This window comes from Pseudomonas sp. 2725 (genome assembly GCF_050434585.1).
Taxonomy (GTDB): Bacteria; Pseudomonadota; Gammaproteobacteria; order Pseudomonadales; family Pseudomonadaceae; genus Aquipseudomonas; species Aquipseudomonas jessenii.
In genome coordinates, this window is the sequence record NZ_JBNDIV010000009.1 from 1 (window position 1) to 17,411 (window position 17,411).

Consider the following 17,411-nt stretch of genomic DNA (forward strand, 5'->3'; position numbering starts at 1 on the left):
CGGTTGGTTAAGATCTTTCGTCTCAACCGAGGCGCGCATTCTACAGCAGCCTCATTTGCTGTCAAGTGATTATTTTCAGAAGCTTTCAAAGTTTCGCTTGGAAATCCTTAACAACTTCAACCACTTGCGCCTCAGATCTCTCATCAGCGGGAGGCGAATTCTACAGCGTTACACGCTGCTGTCAACACCTCTTTTTCAACTCCCTTTCGGCTTCGATGAACTGAAGCAACCTGCTGCCGAAAACTGCATAACTCTTTGTTTACCAAGGAGTTTTCCGTTTCGACTGCGCCGGAAGTGGGGCGAATTATAGACACCTGGAATCTGCCGTCAACCACTATTTACGCCTTTTTGGCAGAAGAGGCCTTTTTAGCCATTAGACGCGGGATTCGACGAGCCACAGGCGGTAGCCGCAGCATTAACAGCAATGCACCTATAGATGCATAGATCACCCACTCTTTCAGGTCGGCGCGCACAATCCAGAGCATATGCAGTAATCCAAGCCCGAGAATGGCATAAGCCAGGCGATGCAACTTCTTCCAGCGGGCGCCCAATCGTCGCTGGCTGTATCGATTGGAAGTCACCGCCAATGCCAGCAAACCAAGAAAACCCAACGCCCCGACAATAATGTAAGGCCGCTTGCGCAACTCGACACCCAACTGCGACCAGTCAAAACCAAGAATGAATGCGCAGTAGCTACCGAGGTGGAGCAGCACATAGGCAAAGCACCACAATCCCAACTGTCGCCGCACGGCATTCCACCCCGCCCAACCGGTGAGTCTCTGCAAAGGCGCCATGCTCAAGGTTACAAGCAGCAGAACAAGCGCCCCCAAACCCAATCGATCGACCAGCACCTTGCCCGGATCCGGCCCGAGGACATCCTCCCAGGCCTGGTACAGCCACAGCAGCGGCCACACCAGCACCACGACAAAGACACCGATACGCCAAAACGGATAGCGCATCAGTAATTCTTCCTCAGGTCGAGCCCCGCATATAGAGAGGAGACTTCCTCTGAATAGCCGTTGAACATTTGCGTGTCGCGCACATTGGGCTTGAACAAGCCACTGGGCAGGCGGCGTTCACGCGCCTGAGTCCAACGAGGATGATCAACGGTGGGATTCACGTTCGCATAAAAGCCATATTCATCCGCAGCAATACTCTGCCAAGTGGTTTTCGGCTGCTCGCTGACCAGACTGATGCGCACAATTGACTTGATGCTCTTGAAGCCATATTTCCAAGGCACCACCAAACGCAACGGCGCGCCGTTTTGATTAGGCAATTCACGCCCGTACATCCCCACTGCGAGAATCGCCAACGGATTCATGGCCTCATCCAGTCGCAACCCTTCCACATAGGGCCAGTCGATCAAGGCAAAACCGGAGCGCTGACCCGGCATGTTTTGGGGATCCTGCAAGGTTTCGAAGCGGATGAATCTGGCTTTCGAGGTCGGCTCGACTTCCTTGAGCAAGGCCGAGAGCGGAAAACCGATCCAGGGAATGACCATCGACCAGGCTTCCACGCAACGCAGCCGGTAGATTCGCTCCTCCAACCGATACGGCTTCATGAGGTCCTCCAGCGCATACCGCCCAGGCTTGCCCACCTCCCCGTCCACCACTACCGACCACGGCTCCGTCTTCAGCGTGCCGGCATTGGCGGCCGGATCACCTTTGTCTGTGCCGAACTCGTAGAAGTTGTTGTAGTGGGTCGCATCCTTGAACGGCGTGATCGCCTCATCCTTGACGCTGATCACCCCCCACTGGGTAGCCGGAAGTTTTTCGCTGAACCAGGAAGGCGCCTTGCCGGGCTCGACATCCGGATAACGCACAGCATCGCCAGCGCTGGCCCATTGCGGCAGGCTGCCCAGAGCGAAGCCCGCAACCGTGGCGCCGAGCACTTTGCGTCGAGAAAGATAGAGGGATTCAGGCGTGACGTCCGACTCGTGGCAGTCGGACGCTCTGGGGACTTTGATCAGCATGGTTACTCCGCAGCTTTGGAGGACAGATGCACCCATAGACTGCGGAGTATGAGGGAAATTACGCGCTCTTGTTACGGCGAAGACGTAACAGATATTGAACCGGGCCGGAGGCTGCATAGGCGAGAAACACCAGCAGCAGGATACGCGGAGGGTCACTGAACACCACTGCGAACACCAGCACCACGGCGAGAATCGCCACGAAAGGCACTCGCCCCTTCAGGTCCAGCTCCTTGAAGCTGTTGTACTTGATGTTGCTGACCATCAGCATGCCGGCCGCCGCAACCATCAGCGCAACCAGGAAGGACATCTTGGAACCCTGAATGCCGTAGTCACTGAACGCCCAGACGATACCTGCAACCACACCCGCAGCGGCAGGACTGGCCAGACCGATGAAGTAGCGCTTGTCCGCGGTACCGACCTGAGTGTTGAAGCGCGCAAGGCGCAAGGCCGCGCCCGCCACATAGATGAAGGCGACCATCCAACCAACCTTGCCCATGTCACCCAAGGCCCAACCGAAGGCCAGCAATGCCGGGGCAACACCAAAGGCAACCATGTCCGACAGCGAGTCGTACTCGGCACCGAAGGCGCTCTGGGTATTGGTCATGCGGGCCACGCGCCCATCAAGACCATCGAGCACCATTGCGACGAAGATCGCGATGGCCGCGAACGCGAAATATTTGCTCGCATTGGTCGAGTCACCGGCACTCAAGGCCGCCTGGGCGCTCATTGAGTTGATGATGGAATAGAACCCTGCGAACAGATTCGCAGTGGTGAACAGATTCGGCAGAAGATAGATACCACGATGCCGGACTTTACGACCTTCGGCGTCATGCCCTTCCTCGACATGCTCATCGATGGGCAGCAGGCTTTCGGCGTCGGAAGCCTGGTTTGGCTCTTCGGGGCGTTCGCTCATGGACATTACCTTGCAACGGGTGGAAAGTTTGGACAGGTGTCTGGGACGACGGTTCGGCCGCAAACGATGCAGCTTTATACCAGAACCGGCCCCCCAAACGAAAAAACGCGGCCTAAGCCGCGTTTTTCGTACAAGCGCGTGACTTAGTTTTTAGCTTTGTCGACGATCTTGTTGGCACCGATCCACGGCATCATGGAGCGCAGTTGCTCACCGATGATTTCGATACCGTGAGCGGCGTTGTTACGACGCTTGGCGGTCATCGAAGGATAGCCGGTAGCGCCTTCGCTGATGAACATCTTGGCGTATTCGCCGTCCTGAATACGTTTCAGGGCGTTGCGCATGGCCTGACGGGATTCGGCGTTGATGACTTCAGGGCCGGTCACGTACTCGCCGTATTCGGCGTTGTTGGAGATCGAGTAGTTCATGTTGGCGATACCGCCTTCGTACATGAGGTCAACGATCAGCTTCAGTTCGTGCAGGCACTCGAAGTAGGCCATTTCCGGCGCGTAGCCAGCTTCAACCAGGGTTTCGAAACCGGCCTTGACCAGCTCAACGGTACCGCCGCACAGAACGGCTTGTTCGCCGAACAGGTCGGTTTCAGTCTCGTCCTTGAAGGTGGTTTCGATGATGCCGGTACGACCGCCGCCAACGCCGGCAGCGTAGGACAGGGCGACGTTCTTGGCGTTGCCCGAGGCATCCTGGTAGATAGCGATCAGGTCAGGGATACCGCCACCCTTCACGAACTCGGAACGTACGGTGTGGCCTGGAGCCTTCGGCGCGATCATGATCACGTCGAGGTCAGCGCGCGGCACAACCTGGTTGTAGTGGATCGCGAAGCCGTGGGAGAAGGCCAGGGTGGCGCCTTTCTTGATGTTCGGCTCGATTTCGTTCTTGTACAGGGAGGACTGGAATTCGTCCGGGGTCAGGATCATGACCAGGTCGGCAGCTGCAACAGCAGAAGCAACGTCGGTCACTTTCAGGCCGTGGGCTTCAGCCTTGGCAACGGTAGCCGAACCTTTACGCAGGCCGACAGTCACGTCAACGCCGGAGTCTTTCAGGTTGCACGCTTGAGCGTGGCCCTGGGAACCGTAACCGATGATGGCAACTTTCTTGCCCTGGATGATCGACAGGTCGCAGTCTTTATCGTAGAAAACTTTCATGAATTTCCCCTATATCAGGCCGTTCAGGCCGTTCGCTAATTTGGTTTAGATGCTGAGTACTTTGTCGCCGCGGGCAATGCCGGTCACGCCACTACGGACGGTCTCCAGAATCGAGGCGGTGCCAATGGACTGAATGAAGCTGTCGAGCTTGTCGCTGGTACCGGTCAGTTGAACGGTATACACGCTGGCGCTGACATCGACGATCTGTCCACGGTAAATATCGGTAGTGCGCTTGATCTCGGCACGCTGGGCGCCGGTGGCCTTGACCTTGACCAGCATCAGTTCGCGCTCGATGTGAGCACTCTCCGACAGGTCGACCAGTTTTACCACTTCGATCAGCTTGTTCAGGTTCTTGGTGATCTGCTCGATGATTTCATCGTGACCGACCGTGGTCAGCGTCAGACGCGACAGGGTCGGGTCTTCGGTTGGTGCCACAGTCAGGCTTTCGATGTTGTAGTTGCGCTGCGAGAACAGGCCAACCACACGAGACAGAGCACCGGGTTCGTTTTCCAGAAGCAAGGAAATAATGTGCCGCATGATTAGGTACGCTCCGTCTTGCTCAGCCACATATCGCGCATGGAGCCGTCTTTGATCTGCATCGGGTAGACGTGCTCGCTGGTATCGACCGAAATATCGATCACCACCAGGCGATCTTTCATGGCGAACGCTTCTTCCATCTTCGACTTCAAATCTTTCGATTCAGTGATGCGCACGCCAACGTGACCATAGGCTTCAGCCAGCTTGACGAAGTCAGGCAACGACTCCATGTAGGAGTGCGAGTGACGGCTGCCATAGCTCATGTCCTGCCACTGACGAACCATACCCAGAACGCCGTTGTTCAGAATGACGATTTTTACCGGCAAACCGTATTGCAGACAGGTGGACAGTTCCTGGATGTTCATCTGGATACTGCCTTCGCCCGTCACACAGGCGACGTCGGCATCCGGATAGCTCAACTGAATGCCCATGGCTGCCGGGAAACCGAAGCCCATGGTGCCCAGGCCACCGGAGTTGATCCAGCGGTTCGGCTTGTTGAACTTGTAGTACTGCGCAGCAAACATCTGGTGCTGACCCACGTCGGAGGTCACAAAGGCATCGCCATTGGTCACTTCGCACAGGGTTTCGATCACGGTCTGAGGCTTGATCTTGCTGCCGTCGCCCTTGTCATACGGGAACAGGCCGCGATCACCGCGCCACTCGTCAACCTGCTTCCACCAGCTGGCAACGGACTCCTTGTTCGGGGTCTCGCCGATTTCCTTGAGGATCGCGACCATTTCGGTCAGGACACTCTCAACCGGCCCCACGATAGGCACGTCGGCCTTGATGGTCTTGGAGATCGAAGCCGGGTCGATGTCGATGTGAATGATCTTGGCGTTCGGGCAGAACTTCGACGCGCCGTTGATGACACGGTCGTCGAAACGTGCGCCGACAGCGAGGATCACGTCAGCATGGTGCATCGCCAGGTTGGCGGTGTAGCTGCCGTGCATGCCGAGCATGCCGATGAACTGACGGTCGGTGCCAGGGTAGCCACCGAGGCCCATCAGGGTATTGGTCACTGGCAGGTTGAGCATCTTCGCCAGTTCGGTCAGTGGTGCGGAACCACCGCCCAGGATCACGCCGCCGCCCGAGTACAACACAGGACGCTTGGCCGCCAGGAGCATTTCTGCCGCCTTGCGGATTTGACCGGAGTGACCGCGAACAGCCGGGCTGTAGGAACGCAGCTTGGCTTTTTTCGGGAAGACGTATTCGAACTTCTCGGCCGGGTTGGTCATGTCTTTCGGGATATCGACAACGACCGGGCCAGGACGACCGGATTGCGCCAGGTAGAACGCCTTCTTCATGACTTCCGGGATTTCCGACGCGTGCTTGATCATGAAGCTGTGCTTCACGATCGGCCGGGAGATACCGATCATGTCGGTTTCCTGGAACGCATCGGTGCCAACCATGGTGCTAGGCACCTGGCCGGAAATGATCACCATTGGAATGGAGTCCATGTAGGCGGTGGCGATACCGGTGATGGCGTTTGTTGCGCCAGGACCGGAAGTCACCAGTACCACGCCGGCTTTACCGGTGGCACGGGCGTAGCCGTCAGCCATATGGGTAGCCGCTTGCTCGTGACGAACCAGGATGTGGGTCACTTCCGGTTCTTTGAACAGGGCATCGTAGACATGAAGAAGAGCACCACCCGGGTACCCGTAGATATATTTGACGCCTTCGTCACGCAAGAAGCGGACGAGCATCTCACCGCCAGATAAAAGCTCCACGTTGCTCACCTCTAAAACGCCAGAATACCGCCCACGAAAAATGGGACGGGTCTTAATAGGTTTACTTCTCGGCAGAGCATGAGCGACGGTGGTCGCCGACTACGTCAGCACTGACTGAGCAAGTATTGGGATCGTCCCAAGTGTTGCGGGGCTTTCCCACCCAGCGCGAGGTAACGCGTTGCGGGTGTAACAGGTCGACGCGGATATGCGCCTCATGATCTGCTGAGAGGGTCTGCTTCTGGCAGTCCCTGTACAGCGGACTTTGGATTCTTCTGTTTCGGCCTTCGCAAGTCAAGTCGTCTATGTGCTTTATTCTACTAAGCACATGAGAACGCAAGAAAAAACCCGTAAATCCACCCCGTGTTAGCTTTGATTGCGCAACTTTTGGCAAAAAATTGGCACGCGAATGCACTTACCCTGAAACGGCCGACAAAATAGAGAGATATTGTGAACAACTGCCAGCGGACACTGGCAGCTTCTGGCTCAGCGGGACGCGGTGATCAGTTGATCGAATTCTTTGAGCAGCACCTGCAACTGCCGATCCCTACCCTGGACATTGCGCCCGGCAAAGACCATTTCAGCCATTTCCTGAATGCCCGAAGCATTGGGTAGCGGCAAATCCTGCTCGAGGATCATCTTCATGCGTGGCAGGAAGATCCATTGCAGCCATTGTTCGAAATCCAGTGTGTCGACCGAAAACGGCTCGACACTGGAAAGCGCTTCGGCAGAGGGCGGGACTTCATCCCACCACCCTTGCACCCGCAACTCGCGCTCGATCAACAACAGTTGATCGGCGATTTTCAGAAATCGCACATCCATCACAGCGTTACCTTGGCCTTCTGACGAGCCAATGCCGCGCCCTGAGAGTCACCCTGCTTTTCGCGCGCCTGGCCAATCAGCTCCCACAAGCTGGCCTGAAGGGCTGGACGGCCATTGGCAAAGGTCAGCCCACGGCGAGCGAACTGCTCGGCTTGGGCCGCATCGCCCTGAGCCATGCGTACCTGGGCCAGACGGTAAAGCACCTGCGGCTCACGCGGAGCAACGCGCTGGGCGCGTTCGAGGCTGGAGGAGGCACCATTGAGATCGCCGCTCGCCTGTTGCTGTTGAGCGGTGGTCAGCAAAGCCAATACCGGGCCGTCCAATTGCTCGTCGGCAGAAAGCCCGCCCGAACTGGCCGATGGAATCCCGCTTGGCGACGACGGCATGCTGTAGCTGCCCGGATTGATCGGCGCCGATTGGACCGGCGACGTGTCAATCGGCCCCGGCGTGATCGGACCCGGGGTAATCGGCGTGGTGCTGATCGGCGTCGAAGTCGTTGCCGCGCCTGGCACCATCACCACTACGCCGCTGTCACCTTGCGGAATCGCCTGGGTCTGCGACTGACCCTGCGCAGGGCGCTTGACGGTCGTCTGGCGGAAACCGCCATTGGCCGAGATCCGCTCACTGTTGGACACGGCGGTGCCGGAATCCACGACCGGAATCGAGCCACGTTGTACGCTAGAGCAACCGCTGAGCAAAGCTACGGCGGCAACCGCTGGAATCAACCACTTGTTCACTTGAAACCCTCTTTGCTTAATTCATCCAGCCCTTGACCCAGTCCATCACCGTCTCGGCAGGGTTTTCACCACCGCAAGCAGCACCGGGAGGTGGTTCGCTGCCGCGAATATACGGCATCTGCACGGCACCAGGGCAACCGGCGTCAGAACCTTGCCCGGTTCGCGAGTCCACCCAAGCCTGAACGATATTATCCGGCTGCGGCATGTCCAGCGGCAACGGGTCGGCCTTGCGCATAAAGCTGGTCCAGACCTGCAAGGCCCCGGTGGCGCCGGTGAATGGTGTCTTGCCGTTGTCGTCGCGACCCAGCCAGACCACCGCCAGCAAGTCCTGGCTGAAACCGGCAAACCAACTGTCTCGCGAATCGTTACTGGTACCGGTCTTGCCCGCCAGGGTCAGCGTCCTTGGCAACGCGTTATAAACCGAGCTGCCGGTACCCTCACGCATCACCCGCTGCATGGCGCTCTGGATCAGGTAAATGGAGGCCGGATCAAAACGCTGCTGTATCTGGAACGGATAACGCTTGAGTGGCTCGCCCTCGGCAGTCAGCACGCTACGAATCCCGCGCATCGGCGTATTGAAGCCGCCGTTGGCCAAGGTCTGGTACATGGTCGCCACTTCGATTGGCGTCATGCCGCCGGCCCCGAGCAACATCGACGGGAAGGCCGGGAATTCACGCGTCACACCCAGGCGCGCCACCGTCTTCAATACGTTCGGCACACCGACCGCCAAACCAAGACGCGCGGTCGACAGGTTGTAGGAATGCGCCAGGCCTTGATAGAGGAACACCGTACCGTGAGAACGGCGATCGTAGTTCTGCGGCTTCCAGACCTGACCATCCGCGCCTTTGACCGAGAAGGACTCGTCCGACAGCCAACTGGTCAATGTGTACTGGCTCGGTTTCTCCAGTGCGGTCAGATAAACAGCCGGCTTGATCAGCGAGCCGATCGGCCGTACAGCATCCAGCGCCCGGTTGAACCCGGCAAAACTGGCCTGGCGGCTGCCGATCATGGCCTGCACTTCTCCGGTCTCCGGGTTGGTCACGACCATTGCCGCTTCGACGTCATCGGACCCCTTGCGTCCTGCCAGACGCTTGAAGGTGTCGTTGACCGAGGCCTCAGCCTTCATCTGCAGGATCGGGTCGAAACTGGTGAAGATGCGTAGCCCTTCTTCGGTCAAGTCTTCGTCGCGATAGTCTTCACGCAACTGACGCTTGACCAGATCGAGGAAGCCGGGGAACGAGCTGTCCGCCAGACTGCCGCGCTTGGTCACGCCCAGCGGCATTTTCTTCGCCGCCTCAACCTGCTCGGCGGTCGCGACGCCCTGCTCTTGCAGCACATCGAGTACCAGGTTGCGCCGCTCGAGGGCACGCTCCGGATTACGACGGGGGTTATAGGAAGAAGGCCCCTTGACCATGCCCACCAGCAGCGCGACCTGATGCAGCTTGAGCTCGGCCAGCGGCTGGCTGAAGAAGAACTGGCTGGCCAGACCGAAACCGTGCACCGCACGCTGACCGTCCTGCCCGACAAACACTTCGTTGAGGTAAGCCTCAAGGATTTCGCGCTTGTCGTAGTGCAGTTCAAGCAGCAGCGCCATCATCGCTTCGGTGAGTTTGCGGCTCAGGCTGCGCTCGTTGGTCAGGTAGAAGTTCTTGACCAACTGCTGCGTCAGGGTACTGCCGCCCTGACGCATGCGCCCGGATGAACCATTGACCCAGATTGCACGGGCGATCGACTTCGGCGAAACACCAAAGTGATGATAAAAATCGCGATCCTCGACCGCCACCAGCGTTTCAAGCAGGTACGGTGGCACCTGATCGATCTTGATCAGAATCCGGTCTTCGAGGTTTTTCGGGTACAGGCCGCCGATCAGCAGCGGCTCCAGGCGCACCACCGACAGCTTCGAGCCTTTTGCCCCCGCCAACTCGGCCACGTAATCGCCGGAGAAACGCACCCGCACCGGTTGCGCCTGCTCCATGCCTTCATAGAACTGGAAGCCACGGGTATTCAGATCAACGGTATTGCCGTTGACCGACGCCGCCCCCGGACCGTTGGCCACGCTTTCGCGGCGATAGCCCAAGGCATCGAGCTCGGTCAGGAAATCATCCCGGCTCAGCTTCTGTCCGACGAACAGTTCGAGCGGGCGCGCGTAAACCTTGGCCGGGATGGTCCAGCGCTTGCCGGAAAACTTCTCCTGGACGATCGCATCAAGGTAAACGGCGAATCCGGCCAGCACCACAAGGGCGACCAGACTGAGTTTAATGGCCCAGCCCAGCCAGGGGCGCAGGCCCCTGGAGGGTGGTTTTTTCGGGGTACGGGGAGTTCGAGTACGAGTCATGGCGGCGGATTATACGCACTTTATTCATCCTCAACAGGAGCGCTCCGAGGTTTGCGTCAAGCGGACTTGCGGCCATAATGACGGCCTTGAATTTCCCAGACTCTGAAGGATCGCCTGTGAGCCAGTCCCTGATCGCTGCCCTGCAAAACCCTGCCCTCTACCCGCATCCTGTAGAGGGGTTCCAGGTCATCGAGACCCATATTTCCTGGGTACTGCTTACCGGCCCCTATGCCTATAAAGTGAAGAAGCCGGTCAATTTCGGTTTTCTCGACTTCACCAGCCTTGAGGCTCGCGGACACTTTTGCGCTGAAGAACTGCGCCTGAACCAGCGTCTGACCGACGATTTGTATCTCGAAGTGCTGCCCGTCACCGGCAGCGCCGAGGCTCCGCAACTGGGCGGTGAAGGCCCGGCCATCGACTATGTACTGAAGATGCGTCAGTTCCCGCAAAACGGCTTGCTCAGCACCCTGCAAGCCAATGGCGAACTGACCACCGCGCACATCGACGAGATGGCCGAGCAAATCGCCCGCTTCCACCTCAGCGCGCCGAAAGTGCCGGCCGGGCACGAAGCCGGCACCCCGGACAGCGTCATGGCGCCGGTGCGGCAGAACTTCGAACAGATTCGTCCGTTCCTCAGCGACAAAGCCGACCTGTTGCAACTCGACGCCCTGCAAGCCTGGGCCGAAAGCAGCTTCGAGCGCCTCAAACCGCTGCTCGCCCAGCGCAAGGCCGAAGGTTTCATTCGTGAATGCCACGGTGATATCCATCTGGGCAATGCAACCGTGATCGACGGCAAGGTCGTGATCTTCGACTGCATCGAATTCAACGAACCGTTTCGCTTTACCGACGTTTATGCAGACACCGGTTTCCTGGCGATGGACCTGGAAGATCGCGGCCTGAAGTGCCTGGCGCGTCGCTTCATCAGCCAGTACCTGGAGCTGACCGGCGACTATCGCGGTCTCGAACTGCTGAACTTCTATAAAGCCTACCGCGCACTGGTTCGCGCCAAGGTTGCCCTGTTCAGCATGCCGGCCGACGCCACTGCGGTGCAGCGCGCCACGACCTTGCGCCAGTACCGCAACTACGCCAACCTGGCCGAAAGCTACAGCACCATTCCCTCACGCTTCATGGCCATTACCCACGGTGTTTCCGCTGTCGGCAAGAGCCATGTCGCCATGCGCCTGGTCGAAGCCCTGGGCGCGATTCGCCTGCGTTCCGATGTCGAGCGCAAGCGCCTGTTCGGCGAGCAAACCGTCGAGAATGACGTACAGGCCGGCATCTATAGCGCCGACGCCAGCGCGGCGACCTATGCCCGCCTCCACGAAATCGCCGACGTCATTCTGCGTGCGGGGTTCCCGGTGGTGGTCGACGCCACTTACCTCAAGCGTGATCAGCGTGACAGTGCAGCGAAGGTGGCCGAGGCCACGGGTGCACCCTTCCTGATCCTCGACTGCAATGCGCCACAGGCTGTAATCGAAAGCTGGCTGGCCATGCGCCAGGCAGACAAGAAAGACCCGTCCGACGCCACCCTGGCTGTTATCGCCGCCCAGCAAGACAGCCGTGAAGCGCTGACACCCGCGGAAATCCTCTGCAGCAAACGCGTCCAGACCAATGAAAGCGGGACGCTCGATACCGTTGTGGAGCAAATTCGCCAGCGCCTGCCAGGGCTGTAAGAACTATTTCAGTCGTGAGGCCCTCGCTGGCTTCACGACTGTCAAATAGTGGCACTATACTGGCGTCATAAAAACATCAGGTGATGCGACATGAGCCAGCCAAAACTTCTCGACACACCGCTATATGCCCTGCTGCACAAAGACGACATCAAAGGCTTCAACAGTGAACGCCCCAAGGATGGCCCCATCGACATGGTGGGTGGAGATTTCCGGGGGCTGGACCTGCGCGAATTGAATGCCGACGGCGTGGATTTCAGCGACGCCTACTTCCGTTCCGCCGACTTGCGTGGCATCGATTTTCGCAAAGCGAACCTGGAAGGCGCGAGCCTGGCCCACGCGCAGATCTCCGGTACGTACTTTCCAGTGGAACTCAGTGCCGACGAAATCCTGATGTCGATGAACTTCGGTACGCGATTGCGCTATCGCACCCGCTGATCATCGTCGCTGACTGACACGTCCGGCGCCTCTCGTTGCGCTGGACGGTGGGGATGTTCGCCCTTTGTTTCCAGATTCTTCCCCGCCTCTCTCTCCACTGCGCTCATAGACTTGTTCATGCACTGCCAATGCTCGTTTCTTAGAAGCATTTGCGTCGTAAACGAGCAAACAATCACGCTTTTCCTACTGATGGCTACACTCCTCAGAAGATTGCCCACGCTCTCCATTCGGCCATCGCAAGGAGGCTTGATGAATGATGAACTGCAACACCTGAAGAATCTTGGCAAGACGTCAGCGCAATGGCTGCATGCCGTGGGCATCCATAGCGCTTCGGACTTGCGTCGCCTCGGGGCGGTGGATGCTTATCGGGCCGTGCGCACGCGCGGTTTTCGGGCGTCCAAGGTGTTGTTGTACGCAATTGAAGGCGCCCTGATGGACGTTCACTGGAATGATATTCCTGCCGAGCGCAAGGAAGCCCTGAACAAACAACTGGAAGCCATCTCTACACGCAACAAGAATTGATCCGACAACTATTTCTGAAGTTTTGCAACCTGGAACCCAATGATTGCGGGGCCTGCAGACACAAATCCGGCAAATCGCAAGGAAATCGAAAAACAGCGGTTGACTTGGTAATGAGAATCGATATGATTATCACAACTGGTCGCGAGACTGGTCGATATTCTGAAAAGCCCTTGGTTCGGACTCTCGGATTATCTCCTCATCAGGCTAATCACGGTTATTTGACCCGGCTCTTGCCGGGTCTTTTTTTGCCTGTGGAAAAGTACTGACAGGATGCCGCGATGGATGCTCCAGGCAGATCACGACGACGCGGGTGGTCAGGCGCATAAACAGCTTTCTTTGAAGGTTTCCCGGGCATCGGATGATCAGGCCAAGTATCCTCGACGCCAGGCACTTGTCCCCGGCGGGCAAGACCGCCATTTGACAGCATTTAACCGCCCAGCTCGGACATATCCGGTCACGAGTTGCGGGACCGAGGATAGACATGAAGTTGCTTTGCGCAGGCGCCGAGTTGGTCAATGACAGCAGCCGCGGGTTCGACATCGATGACCAAAAGTTTTTTGCAGTGCGCCGCAGCGGACAGGTTTACGTCTACATCAATCGCTGCCCGCACCGGGGCGTTGCCCTGGAGTGGCATCCCGACCAGTTTCTCGACCCCAGCAACAGCCTGATCCAGTGCGCCACCCATGGCGCACTGTTCCTGATCGAAGACGGTGAATGCGTCGCCGGCCCTTGCGCGGGGCAAGCCTTGACCAGCGTGGTCTGCCGCGAGGATGAACAAGGGATCTGGATCAGCCTTTAGCCACCCGGCAACACGTCCAGACGTCGGTCGACCAGCATTTCTTCGTGGCTCAACCGCACACCGTAAGCCAACACCTCGACACCACAGGCAATCGCCTCACGCAAGGCTTGCGCATAAGCGGCATCGATTTCCTGCGCCGGGCGCACAGCCTCGATGTCGGTCAGGCAAACACAGTACAACTGCACCGCGCGAATACCGTCCCTGGCCAGGTGGGCCAGCTCCCGCAAGTGCTTGGCGCCACGCTGGGTGACCGCATCGGGAAACGCCGCCACCGCCGTACCGTCGAAGCCCAGGGTCACGCTTTTGACTTCGACGTAGGCCGGCCCTTCGGGGTAATCAAGGCGGAAATCGATACGACTGTTTTCCTGACCATAGGCCACTTCACGCTTGAGCCCGGTAAAACCGTTCAGCTCGGTGATGACACCCGCCCGTAGCGCTTCTTCGATCAAACCATTGGCTCGGGCGGTATTCACGCAAAACAGCCGCCCTTGCGGGGTTTCACCGACCTCCCAGGTGCCAGGTAACTTGCGTTTCGGGTCGTTGGAGCGACTGAACCAGACCTGCCCGCCTTCGACCTGACAATTGAGCATCGAGCCAGTGTTCGGGCAGTGAATGGTGAGCAATTCGCCGCCAACGGTTTCGATATCGGCGAGAAAACGCTTGTAACGTCGGATCAGGCGCCCTTCTTCGAGGGGAGGATTAAAACGCATCAGCCTTGCCAACTCCGCAACCCACGGGCAATGCGCTCGACCGCCTCCTGCAAACGCTCGAGATTTTGCGTATAGGCGAACCGCACATGATGCCCGGCCTGATAACGCCCGAAATCCAGCCCCGGGGTGAATGCCACGTGCTCGGTTTCGAGAAAGTGTTTGCAGAACGCGAAGGCATCGCCGCCGAACTTGCTGATATCGGCGTACAAATAGAAAGCCCCTTCCGGCTCCACGGCAATACCGAAGCCCAGTTCACGCAAGGCCGGTAGCAGGTAATCCCGACGCCGGCCAAATTCGGCGCGACGCTCTTCGAGAATGCTGATGGTTGCCGGCTCGAAACAGGCCAACGCAGCGTACTGCGCCATGCTTGGAGCACTGATGTAGAGGTTCTGGGCGAGCTTTTCCAGCTCACCGACGGCCGCGTCGGGGGCCACCAGCCAGCCGAGCCGCCAACCAGTCATCCCGAAGTACTTCGAAAAGCTGTTCAGAACGAATGCACTGTCGTCGACTTCCAGCACGCTGGCCGCATCGGTGCCGTAGGTTAGGCCGTGATAAATCTCGTCGACCACCAGATGACCGTGGCGCTCCTTGATCGCGACAGACAGCTTCGCCAGCTCGTCGCGGGTCAGGATCGTGCCGGTTGGATTGGCTGGCGACGCCACCAATGCGCCGACGCTGTCGTGGTCCCAATGACGCTCGATCAGGTCCGGCGTCAATTGATAGCGCACCTCCGGACCGACCGGCACCAGTTGTGCCGCGCCTTCGACCAGCCGTAGGAAATGCCGGTTACACGGGTAGCCCGGATCCGCCAGCAACCAGTGTTTACCGGGGTCGACCAGCAAAGCGCTGGCCAGCAGCAACGCGCCGGAGCCGCCAGGCGTGATGAGGATGCGCCGCGGATCGATGTTCAAACCATAACGCTGTTGATAGAAGCCCGAAATGGCCTCGCGCAGCTCTGGAATGCCTCGTGCGGCGGTGTAACGGGTCTTTCCCGCTGTCAGCGCAGCCTGGCCGGCCTGGATGATCGGTTCGGCGGTGGTGAAGTCCGGCTCGCCGATTTCCAGGTGGATCACATCGTGGCCGGCGGCCTGCAATTCATTGGCCCGCGCCAACAGCGCCATGACATGGAAAGGTTCGATCGCGCGACTGCGGGCACTGTAGGGCTGAGCCATTGGCCTTCCTTCAACGGAAAAAAAACCGATTCTACCCAAGCGCAGGAACGAGCGAGAACCTAAAGCGGTCAGAGGCCTTGTAAGGCAGATCACAAACGACTCAGGCGCGCGCGCAAGGTTTGACTAAAATCAATAATTGAGCAGGGTTCCAGAGCCACCAGACAACGGTTTGTCATCAATTGCAAGCACCCTGTGCCGCGAGCTCGACATCCGGGAGTAGCGCGGCCCGAGTTGATCTGGTAAGTTCGCCCGCTTGCAGCCGCAGGGCCGGCAGGTGTCGGTGATGGAGCAATCCTGCGCAGATGGATTACAAGAGTAGAGGCGGTCTATTTCATGTCCACCCAAGCAAAGCAGCAAAACCAGACGATCAGCGGCTTCGAGCCCTATGTTCAGAAAACCGGCGAAGAGTACATGGGCGAGCCCATGCGCAAGCACTTCACCAAGGTCCTGAATCAGTGGAAGAAAGAGCTGATGGAAGGTGTCGACAAGACCGTGGACCACATGAAGGACGAAGCGGCCAACTTTCCTGATCCGGCAGACCGTGCCAGCCAGGAAGAGGAATTCGCCCTCGAACTGCGTGCCCGCGATCGTGAACGCAAGTTGATCAAGAAGATCGACAAGACCCTTCAGTTGATCGAAGACGAAGAGTACGGCTGGTGTGAATCCTGCGGCATCGAGATTGGTGTCAAGCGCCTCGAAGCACGCCCTACCGCCGATCTGTGCATCGACTGCAAGACCCTGGCGGAAATCAAGGAAAAGCAAGTCGGCAAATAATTGCGACTTGAACGAAGAACGGAGCGTGCGAACGCTCCGTTTTTGTTTCCAAAGTTCGCCGATGCCCGTTGCGATTAAAATCGCCATCACTGTAGGAGCGAGCTTGCTCGCGATGAACCTGAGAACGCCGCGGGGTACCAGGCTCCCGGCGTTATCGTTGACGGCAATCGCGAGCAAGCTCGCTCCTGCAGGAATCTGACGACAGCCTGGAATAAGTTGCCTTGCCCTGATGACCGCCACCACCTCCCCCACCTACATTGGGCGTTTCGCCCCGACGCCCAGCGGCCATCTGCACTTCGGCTCGCTGGTCGCCGCGCTGGCCTCCTACCTTGACGCGCGCTCGGTGGGCGGACGCTGGCTGATGCGCATGGAGGACCTCGATCCACCCCGCGAGGAACCCGGCGCCCAGGCGGCCATACTCAAGGCACTGGAAAGCTATGGCTTTGAGTGGGATGGCGACCTGGTTCGCCAAAGCGAGCGGCACGATGCCTACGCCGAGGTGCTCAATCGCCTGTTCAATCAAGGCCTGGCCTACGCCTGCACCTGCTCGCGTAAACAGCTGGAGCCGTATCACGGAATTTATCCGGGCTTGTGCCGCAATGCCGGTCACGGCACCGACGATGCGGCCATCCGCCTGCGCGTACCCGAACTGGAATACCATTTCATTGACCGGGTGCAGGGCCAATACCGACAGCATCTGGGGCGGGAAGTCGGCGATTTCGTGATCCGCCGCCGTGACGGGCTCTACGCTTATCAATTGGCGGTGGTCCTGGACGACGCCTGGCAGGGCATCACCGATATCGTTCGCGGTGCCGACTTGCTGGACTCCACGCCCCGCCAGCTCTACCTGCAAGAACTGCTCGGCCTGCCTCAACCGCGTTATCTGCATATCCCGCTGATTACCCAGCCTGATGGCAACAAGCTCGGTAAATCCTACCGTTCGCCGCCGCTGACCGAGGATCAGGCAACGCCCCTGCTGCTGCGGGCGCTACGGGCGCTGGGACAGAACCCGGGAACCGAACTGACGTACGCTACGCCACGGGAAGTGCTGAATTGGGGCGTTGCCCACTGGGATGCTTCGCTGATCCCGCGCACACTGAGCCTGCCCGAGGCACAGCTATTGTGA

The 17,411-nt window shown here is 58.6% G+C and carries 17 protein-coding genes and 1 pseudogene; 7 read left to right on the top strand and 11 right to left on the bottom strand.

The window, feature by feature from the left end; genetic code table 11:
• Positions 1–310, top strand: a pseudogene (locus ABIE16_RS23790) (hypothetical protein); the annotation flags it as partial.
• A gap of 28 nt (positions 311–338) precedes the next feature.
• Here the strand turns inward: ABIE16_RS23790 and msrQ are convergent.
• The 9 genes from msrQ to mrcB all read right to left on the bottom strand — a co-directional run bounded on the left by msrQ (position 339) and on the right by mrcB (position 10,200).
• Positions 339–959, bottom strand: coding sequence for a protein-methionine-sulfoxide reductase heme-binding subunit MsrQ (gene msrQ, locus ABIE16_RS23795; RefSeq protein ID WP_102672222.1), 621 nt, complete (start codon positions 957–959; stop codon positions 339–341).
• The gene (gene msrP / locus ABIE16_RS23800; protein ID WP_429522083.1) at positions 959–1,972 is read right to left on the bottom strand and encodes a protein-methionine-sulfoxide reductase catalytic subunit MsrP; all 1,014 of its coding nucleotides are present in this window, start codon (positions 1,970–1,972) and stop codon (positions 959–961) included. Before msrP ends, msrQ begins: the two co-directional genes overlap by 1 nt.
• A gap of 58 nt (positions 1,973–2,030) precedes the next feature.
• Positions 2,031–2,885, bottom strand: coding sequence for a CDP-diacylglycerol--serine O-phosphatidyltransferase (pssA, locus tag ABIE16_RS23805; protein WP_223500487.1), 855 nt, complete (start codon positions 2,883–2,885; stop codon positions 2,031–2,033).
• A 143-nt stretch (positions 2,886–3,028) separates the two neighbouring features.
• Positions 3,029–4,045, bottom strand: a complete 1,017-nt coding sequence (gene ilvC / locus ABIE16_RS23810; protein ID WP_003228216.1) for a ketol-acid reductoisomerase — start codon at positions 4,043–4,045, stop codon at positions 3,029–3,031.
• Positions 4,046–4,090: 45 nt separating this feature from the next.
• A complete protein-coding gene (gene ilvN, locus ABIE16_RS23815; RefSeq protein ID WP_003205610.1) occupies positions 4,091–4,582 on the bottom strand; it encodes an acetolactate synthase small subunit in 492 nt (163 codons plus the stop codon).
• Positions 4,583–4,584: 2 nt separating this feature from the next.
• Entirely contained in the window at positions 4,585–6,309 is a 1,725-nt protein-coding gene (locus tag ABIE16_RS23820) for an acetolactate synthase 3 large subunit (RefSeq protein WP_057716561.1), read from the bottom strand.
• Positions 6,310–6,792: 483 nt separating this feature from the next.
• Complete coding sequence (locus ABIE16_RS23825) at positions 6,793–7,128, bottom strand: YqcC family protein (RefSeq protein WP_090451421.1); 336 nt, start codon at positions 7,126–7,128, stop codon at positions 6,793–6,795.
• Complete coding sequence (locus tag ABIE16_RS23830) at positions 7,128–7,865, bottom strand: tetratricopeptide repeat protein (protein ID WP_102672225.1); 738 nt, start codon at positions 7,863–7,865, stop codon at positions 7,128–7,130. Before ABIE16_RS23830 ends, ABIE16_RS23825 begins: the two co-directional genes overlap by 1 nt.
• A 16-nt stretch (positions 7,866–7,881) precedes the next feature.
• On the bottom strand, positions 7,882–10,200 hold the full coding sequence (gene mrcB, locus ABIE16_RS23835) for a penicillin-binding protein 1B (protein WP_090451424.1): 2,319 nt from the start codon (positions 10,198–10,200) through the stop codon (positions 7,882–7,884).
• Positions 10,201–10,316: 116 nt separating this feature from the next.
• On the opposite strand from mrcB, the gene ABIE16_RS23840 reads away from it, so the two are divergent.
• From ABIE16_RS23840 to ABIE16_RS23855, 4 genes are all read left to right on the top strand, one after another.
• Positions 10,317–11,873 carry an AAA family ATPase gene (locus ABIE16_RS23840; protein ID WP_429522084.1) on the top strand — a complete coding sequence of 519 codons (1,557 nt, stop codon included), beginning with the start codon at positions 10,317–10,319 and terminating at the stop codon, positions 11,871–11,873.
• Positions 11,874–11,963: 90 nt separating this feature from the next.
• Positions 11,964–12,308 carry a pentapeptide repeat-containing protein gene (locus tag ABIE16_RS23845; protein ID WP_008053898.1) on the top strand — a complete coding sequence of 115 codons (345 nt, stop codon included), beginning with the start codon at positions 11,964–11,966 and terminating at the stop codon, positions 12,306–12,308.
• Positions 12,309–12,557: 249 nt separating this feature from the next.
• Positions 12,558–12,830 (top strand): TfoX/Sxy family protein, encoded by a 273-nt coding sequence (locus ABIE16_RS23850; RefSeq protein WP_057713281.1) that lies wholly within the window; start codon positions 12,558–12,560, stop codon positions 12,828–12,830.
• A 481-nt stretch (positions 12,831–13,311) separates the two neighbouring features.
• Complete coding sequence (locus ABIE16_RS23855) at positions 13,312–13,629, top strand: Rieske (2Fe-2S) protein (RefSeq protein WP_090451430.1); 318 nt, start codon at positions 13,312–13,314, stop codon at positions 13,627–13,629.
• On the opposite strand, the gene sfsA is transcribed toward ABIE16_RS23855, so the two are convergent.
• Both sfsA and ABIE16_RS23865 read right to left on the bottom strand, forming a co-directional pair.
• Positions 13,626–14,339 (bottom strand): DNA/RNA nuclease SfsA, encoded by a 714-nt coding sequence (gene sfsA / locus ABIE16_RS23860; RefSeq protein ID WP_429522085.1) that lies wholly within the window; start codon positions 14,337–14,339, stop codon positions 13,626–13,628. The genes ABIE16_RS23855 and sfsA overlap by 4 nt on opposite strands.
• Positions 14,339–15,511, bottom strand: coding sequence for a pyridoxal phosphate-dependent aminotransferase (locus ABIE16_RS23865; protein ID WP_429522086.1), 1,173 nt, complete (start codon positions 15,509–15,511; stop codon positions 14,339–14,341). The genes sfsA and ABIE16_RS23865 overlap by 1 nt, the downstream gene beginning before the upstream one ends.
• Before the next feature lie 333 nt (positions 15,512–15,844).
• Here ABIE16_RS23865 and dksA point away from each other — a divergent pair, with 333 nt between their 5' ends.
• Entirely contained in the window at positions 15,845–16,285 is a 441-nt protein-coding gene (gene dksA / locus ABIE16_RS23870) for an RNA polymerase-binding protein DksA (protein WP_008053890.1), read from the top strand.
• A gap of 229 nt (positions 16,286–16,514) precedes the next feature.
• Positions 16,515–17,411: a tRNA glutamyl-Q(34) synthetase GluQRS gene (gluQRS, locus tag ABIE16_RS23875; protein WP_429522087.1), complete on the top strand. Its 897-nt coding sequence runs from the start codon at positions 16,515–16,517 to the stop codon at positions 17,409–17,411.

Coding starts and splice junctions, on each gene's coding strand:
- msrQ (WP_102672222.1), bottom strand. CDS start 959: ATGCGCTATCCGTTTTGGCGTATCGGTGTCTTTGTCGTGGTGCTGGTG.
- msrP (WP_429522083.1), bottom strand. CDS start 1,972: ATGCTGATCAAAGTCCCCAGAGCGTCCGACTGCCACGAGTCGGACGTC.
- pssA (WP_223500487.1), bottom strand. CDS start 2,885: ATGAGCGAACGCCCCGAAGAGCCAAACCAGGCTTCCGACGCCGAAAGC.
- ilvC (WP_003228216.1), bottom strand. CDS start 4,045: ATGAAAGTTTTCTACGATAAAGACTGCGACCTGTCGATCATCCAGGGC.
- ilvN (WP_003205610.1), bottom strand. CDS start 4,582: ATGCGGCACATTATTTCCTTGCTTCTGGAAAACGAACCCGGTGCTCTG.
- ABIE16_RS23825 (WP_090451421.1), bottom strand. CDS start 7,128: ATGGATGTGCGATTTCTGAAAATCGCCGATCAACTGTTGTTGATCGAG.
- mrcB (WP_090451424.1), bottom strand. CDS start 10,200: ATGACTCGTACTCGAACTCCCCGTACCCCGAAAAAACCACCCTCCAGG.
- ABIE16_RS23845 (WP_008053898.1), top strand. CDS start 11,964: ATGAGCCAGCCAAAACTTCTCGACACACCGCTATATGCCCTGCTGCAC.
- ABIE16_RS23850 (WP_057713281.1), top strand. CDS start 12,558: ATGAATGATGAACTGCAACACCTGAAGAATCTTGGCAAGACGTCAGCG.
- ABIE16_RS23855 (WP_090451430.1), top strand. CDS start 13,312: ATGAAGTTGCTTTGCGCAGGCGCCGAGTTGGTCAATGACAGCAGCCGC.
- sfsA (WP_429522085.1), bottom strand. CDS start 14,339: ATGCGTTTTAATCCTCCCCTCGAAGAAGGGCGCCTGATCCGACGTTAC.
- ABIE16_RS23865 (WP_429522086.1), bottom strand. CDS start 15,511: ATGGCTCAGCCCTACAGTGCCCGCAGTCGCGCGATCGAACCTTTCCAT.
- dksA (WP_008053890.1), top strand. CDS start 15,845: ATGTCCACCCAAGCAAAGCAGCAAAACCAGACGATCAGCGGCTTCGAG.
- gluQRS (WP_429522087.1), top strand. CDS start 16,515: ATGACCGCCACCACCTCCCCCACCTACATTGGGCGTTTCGCCCCGACG.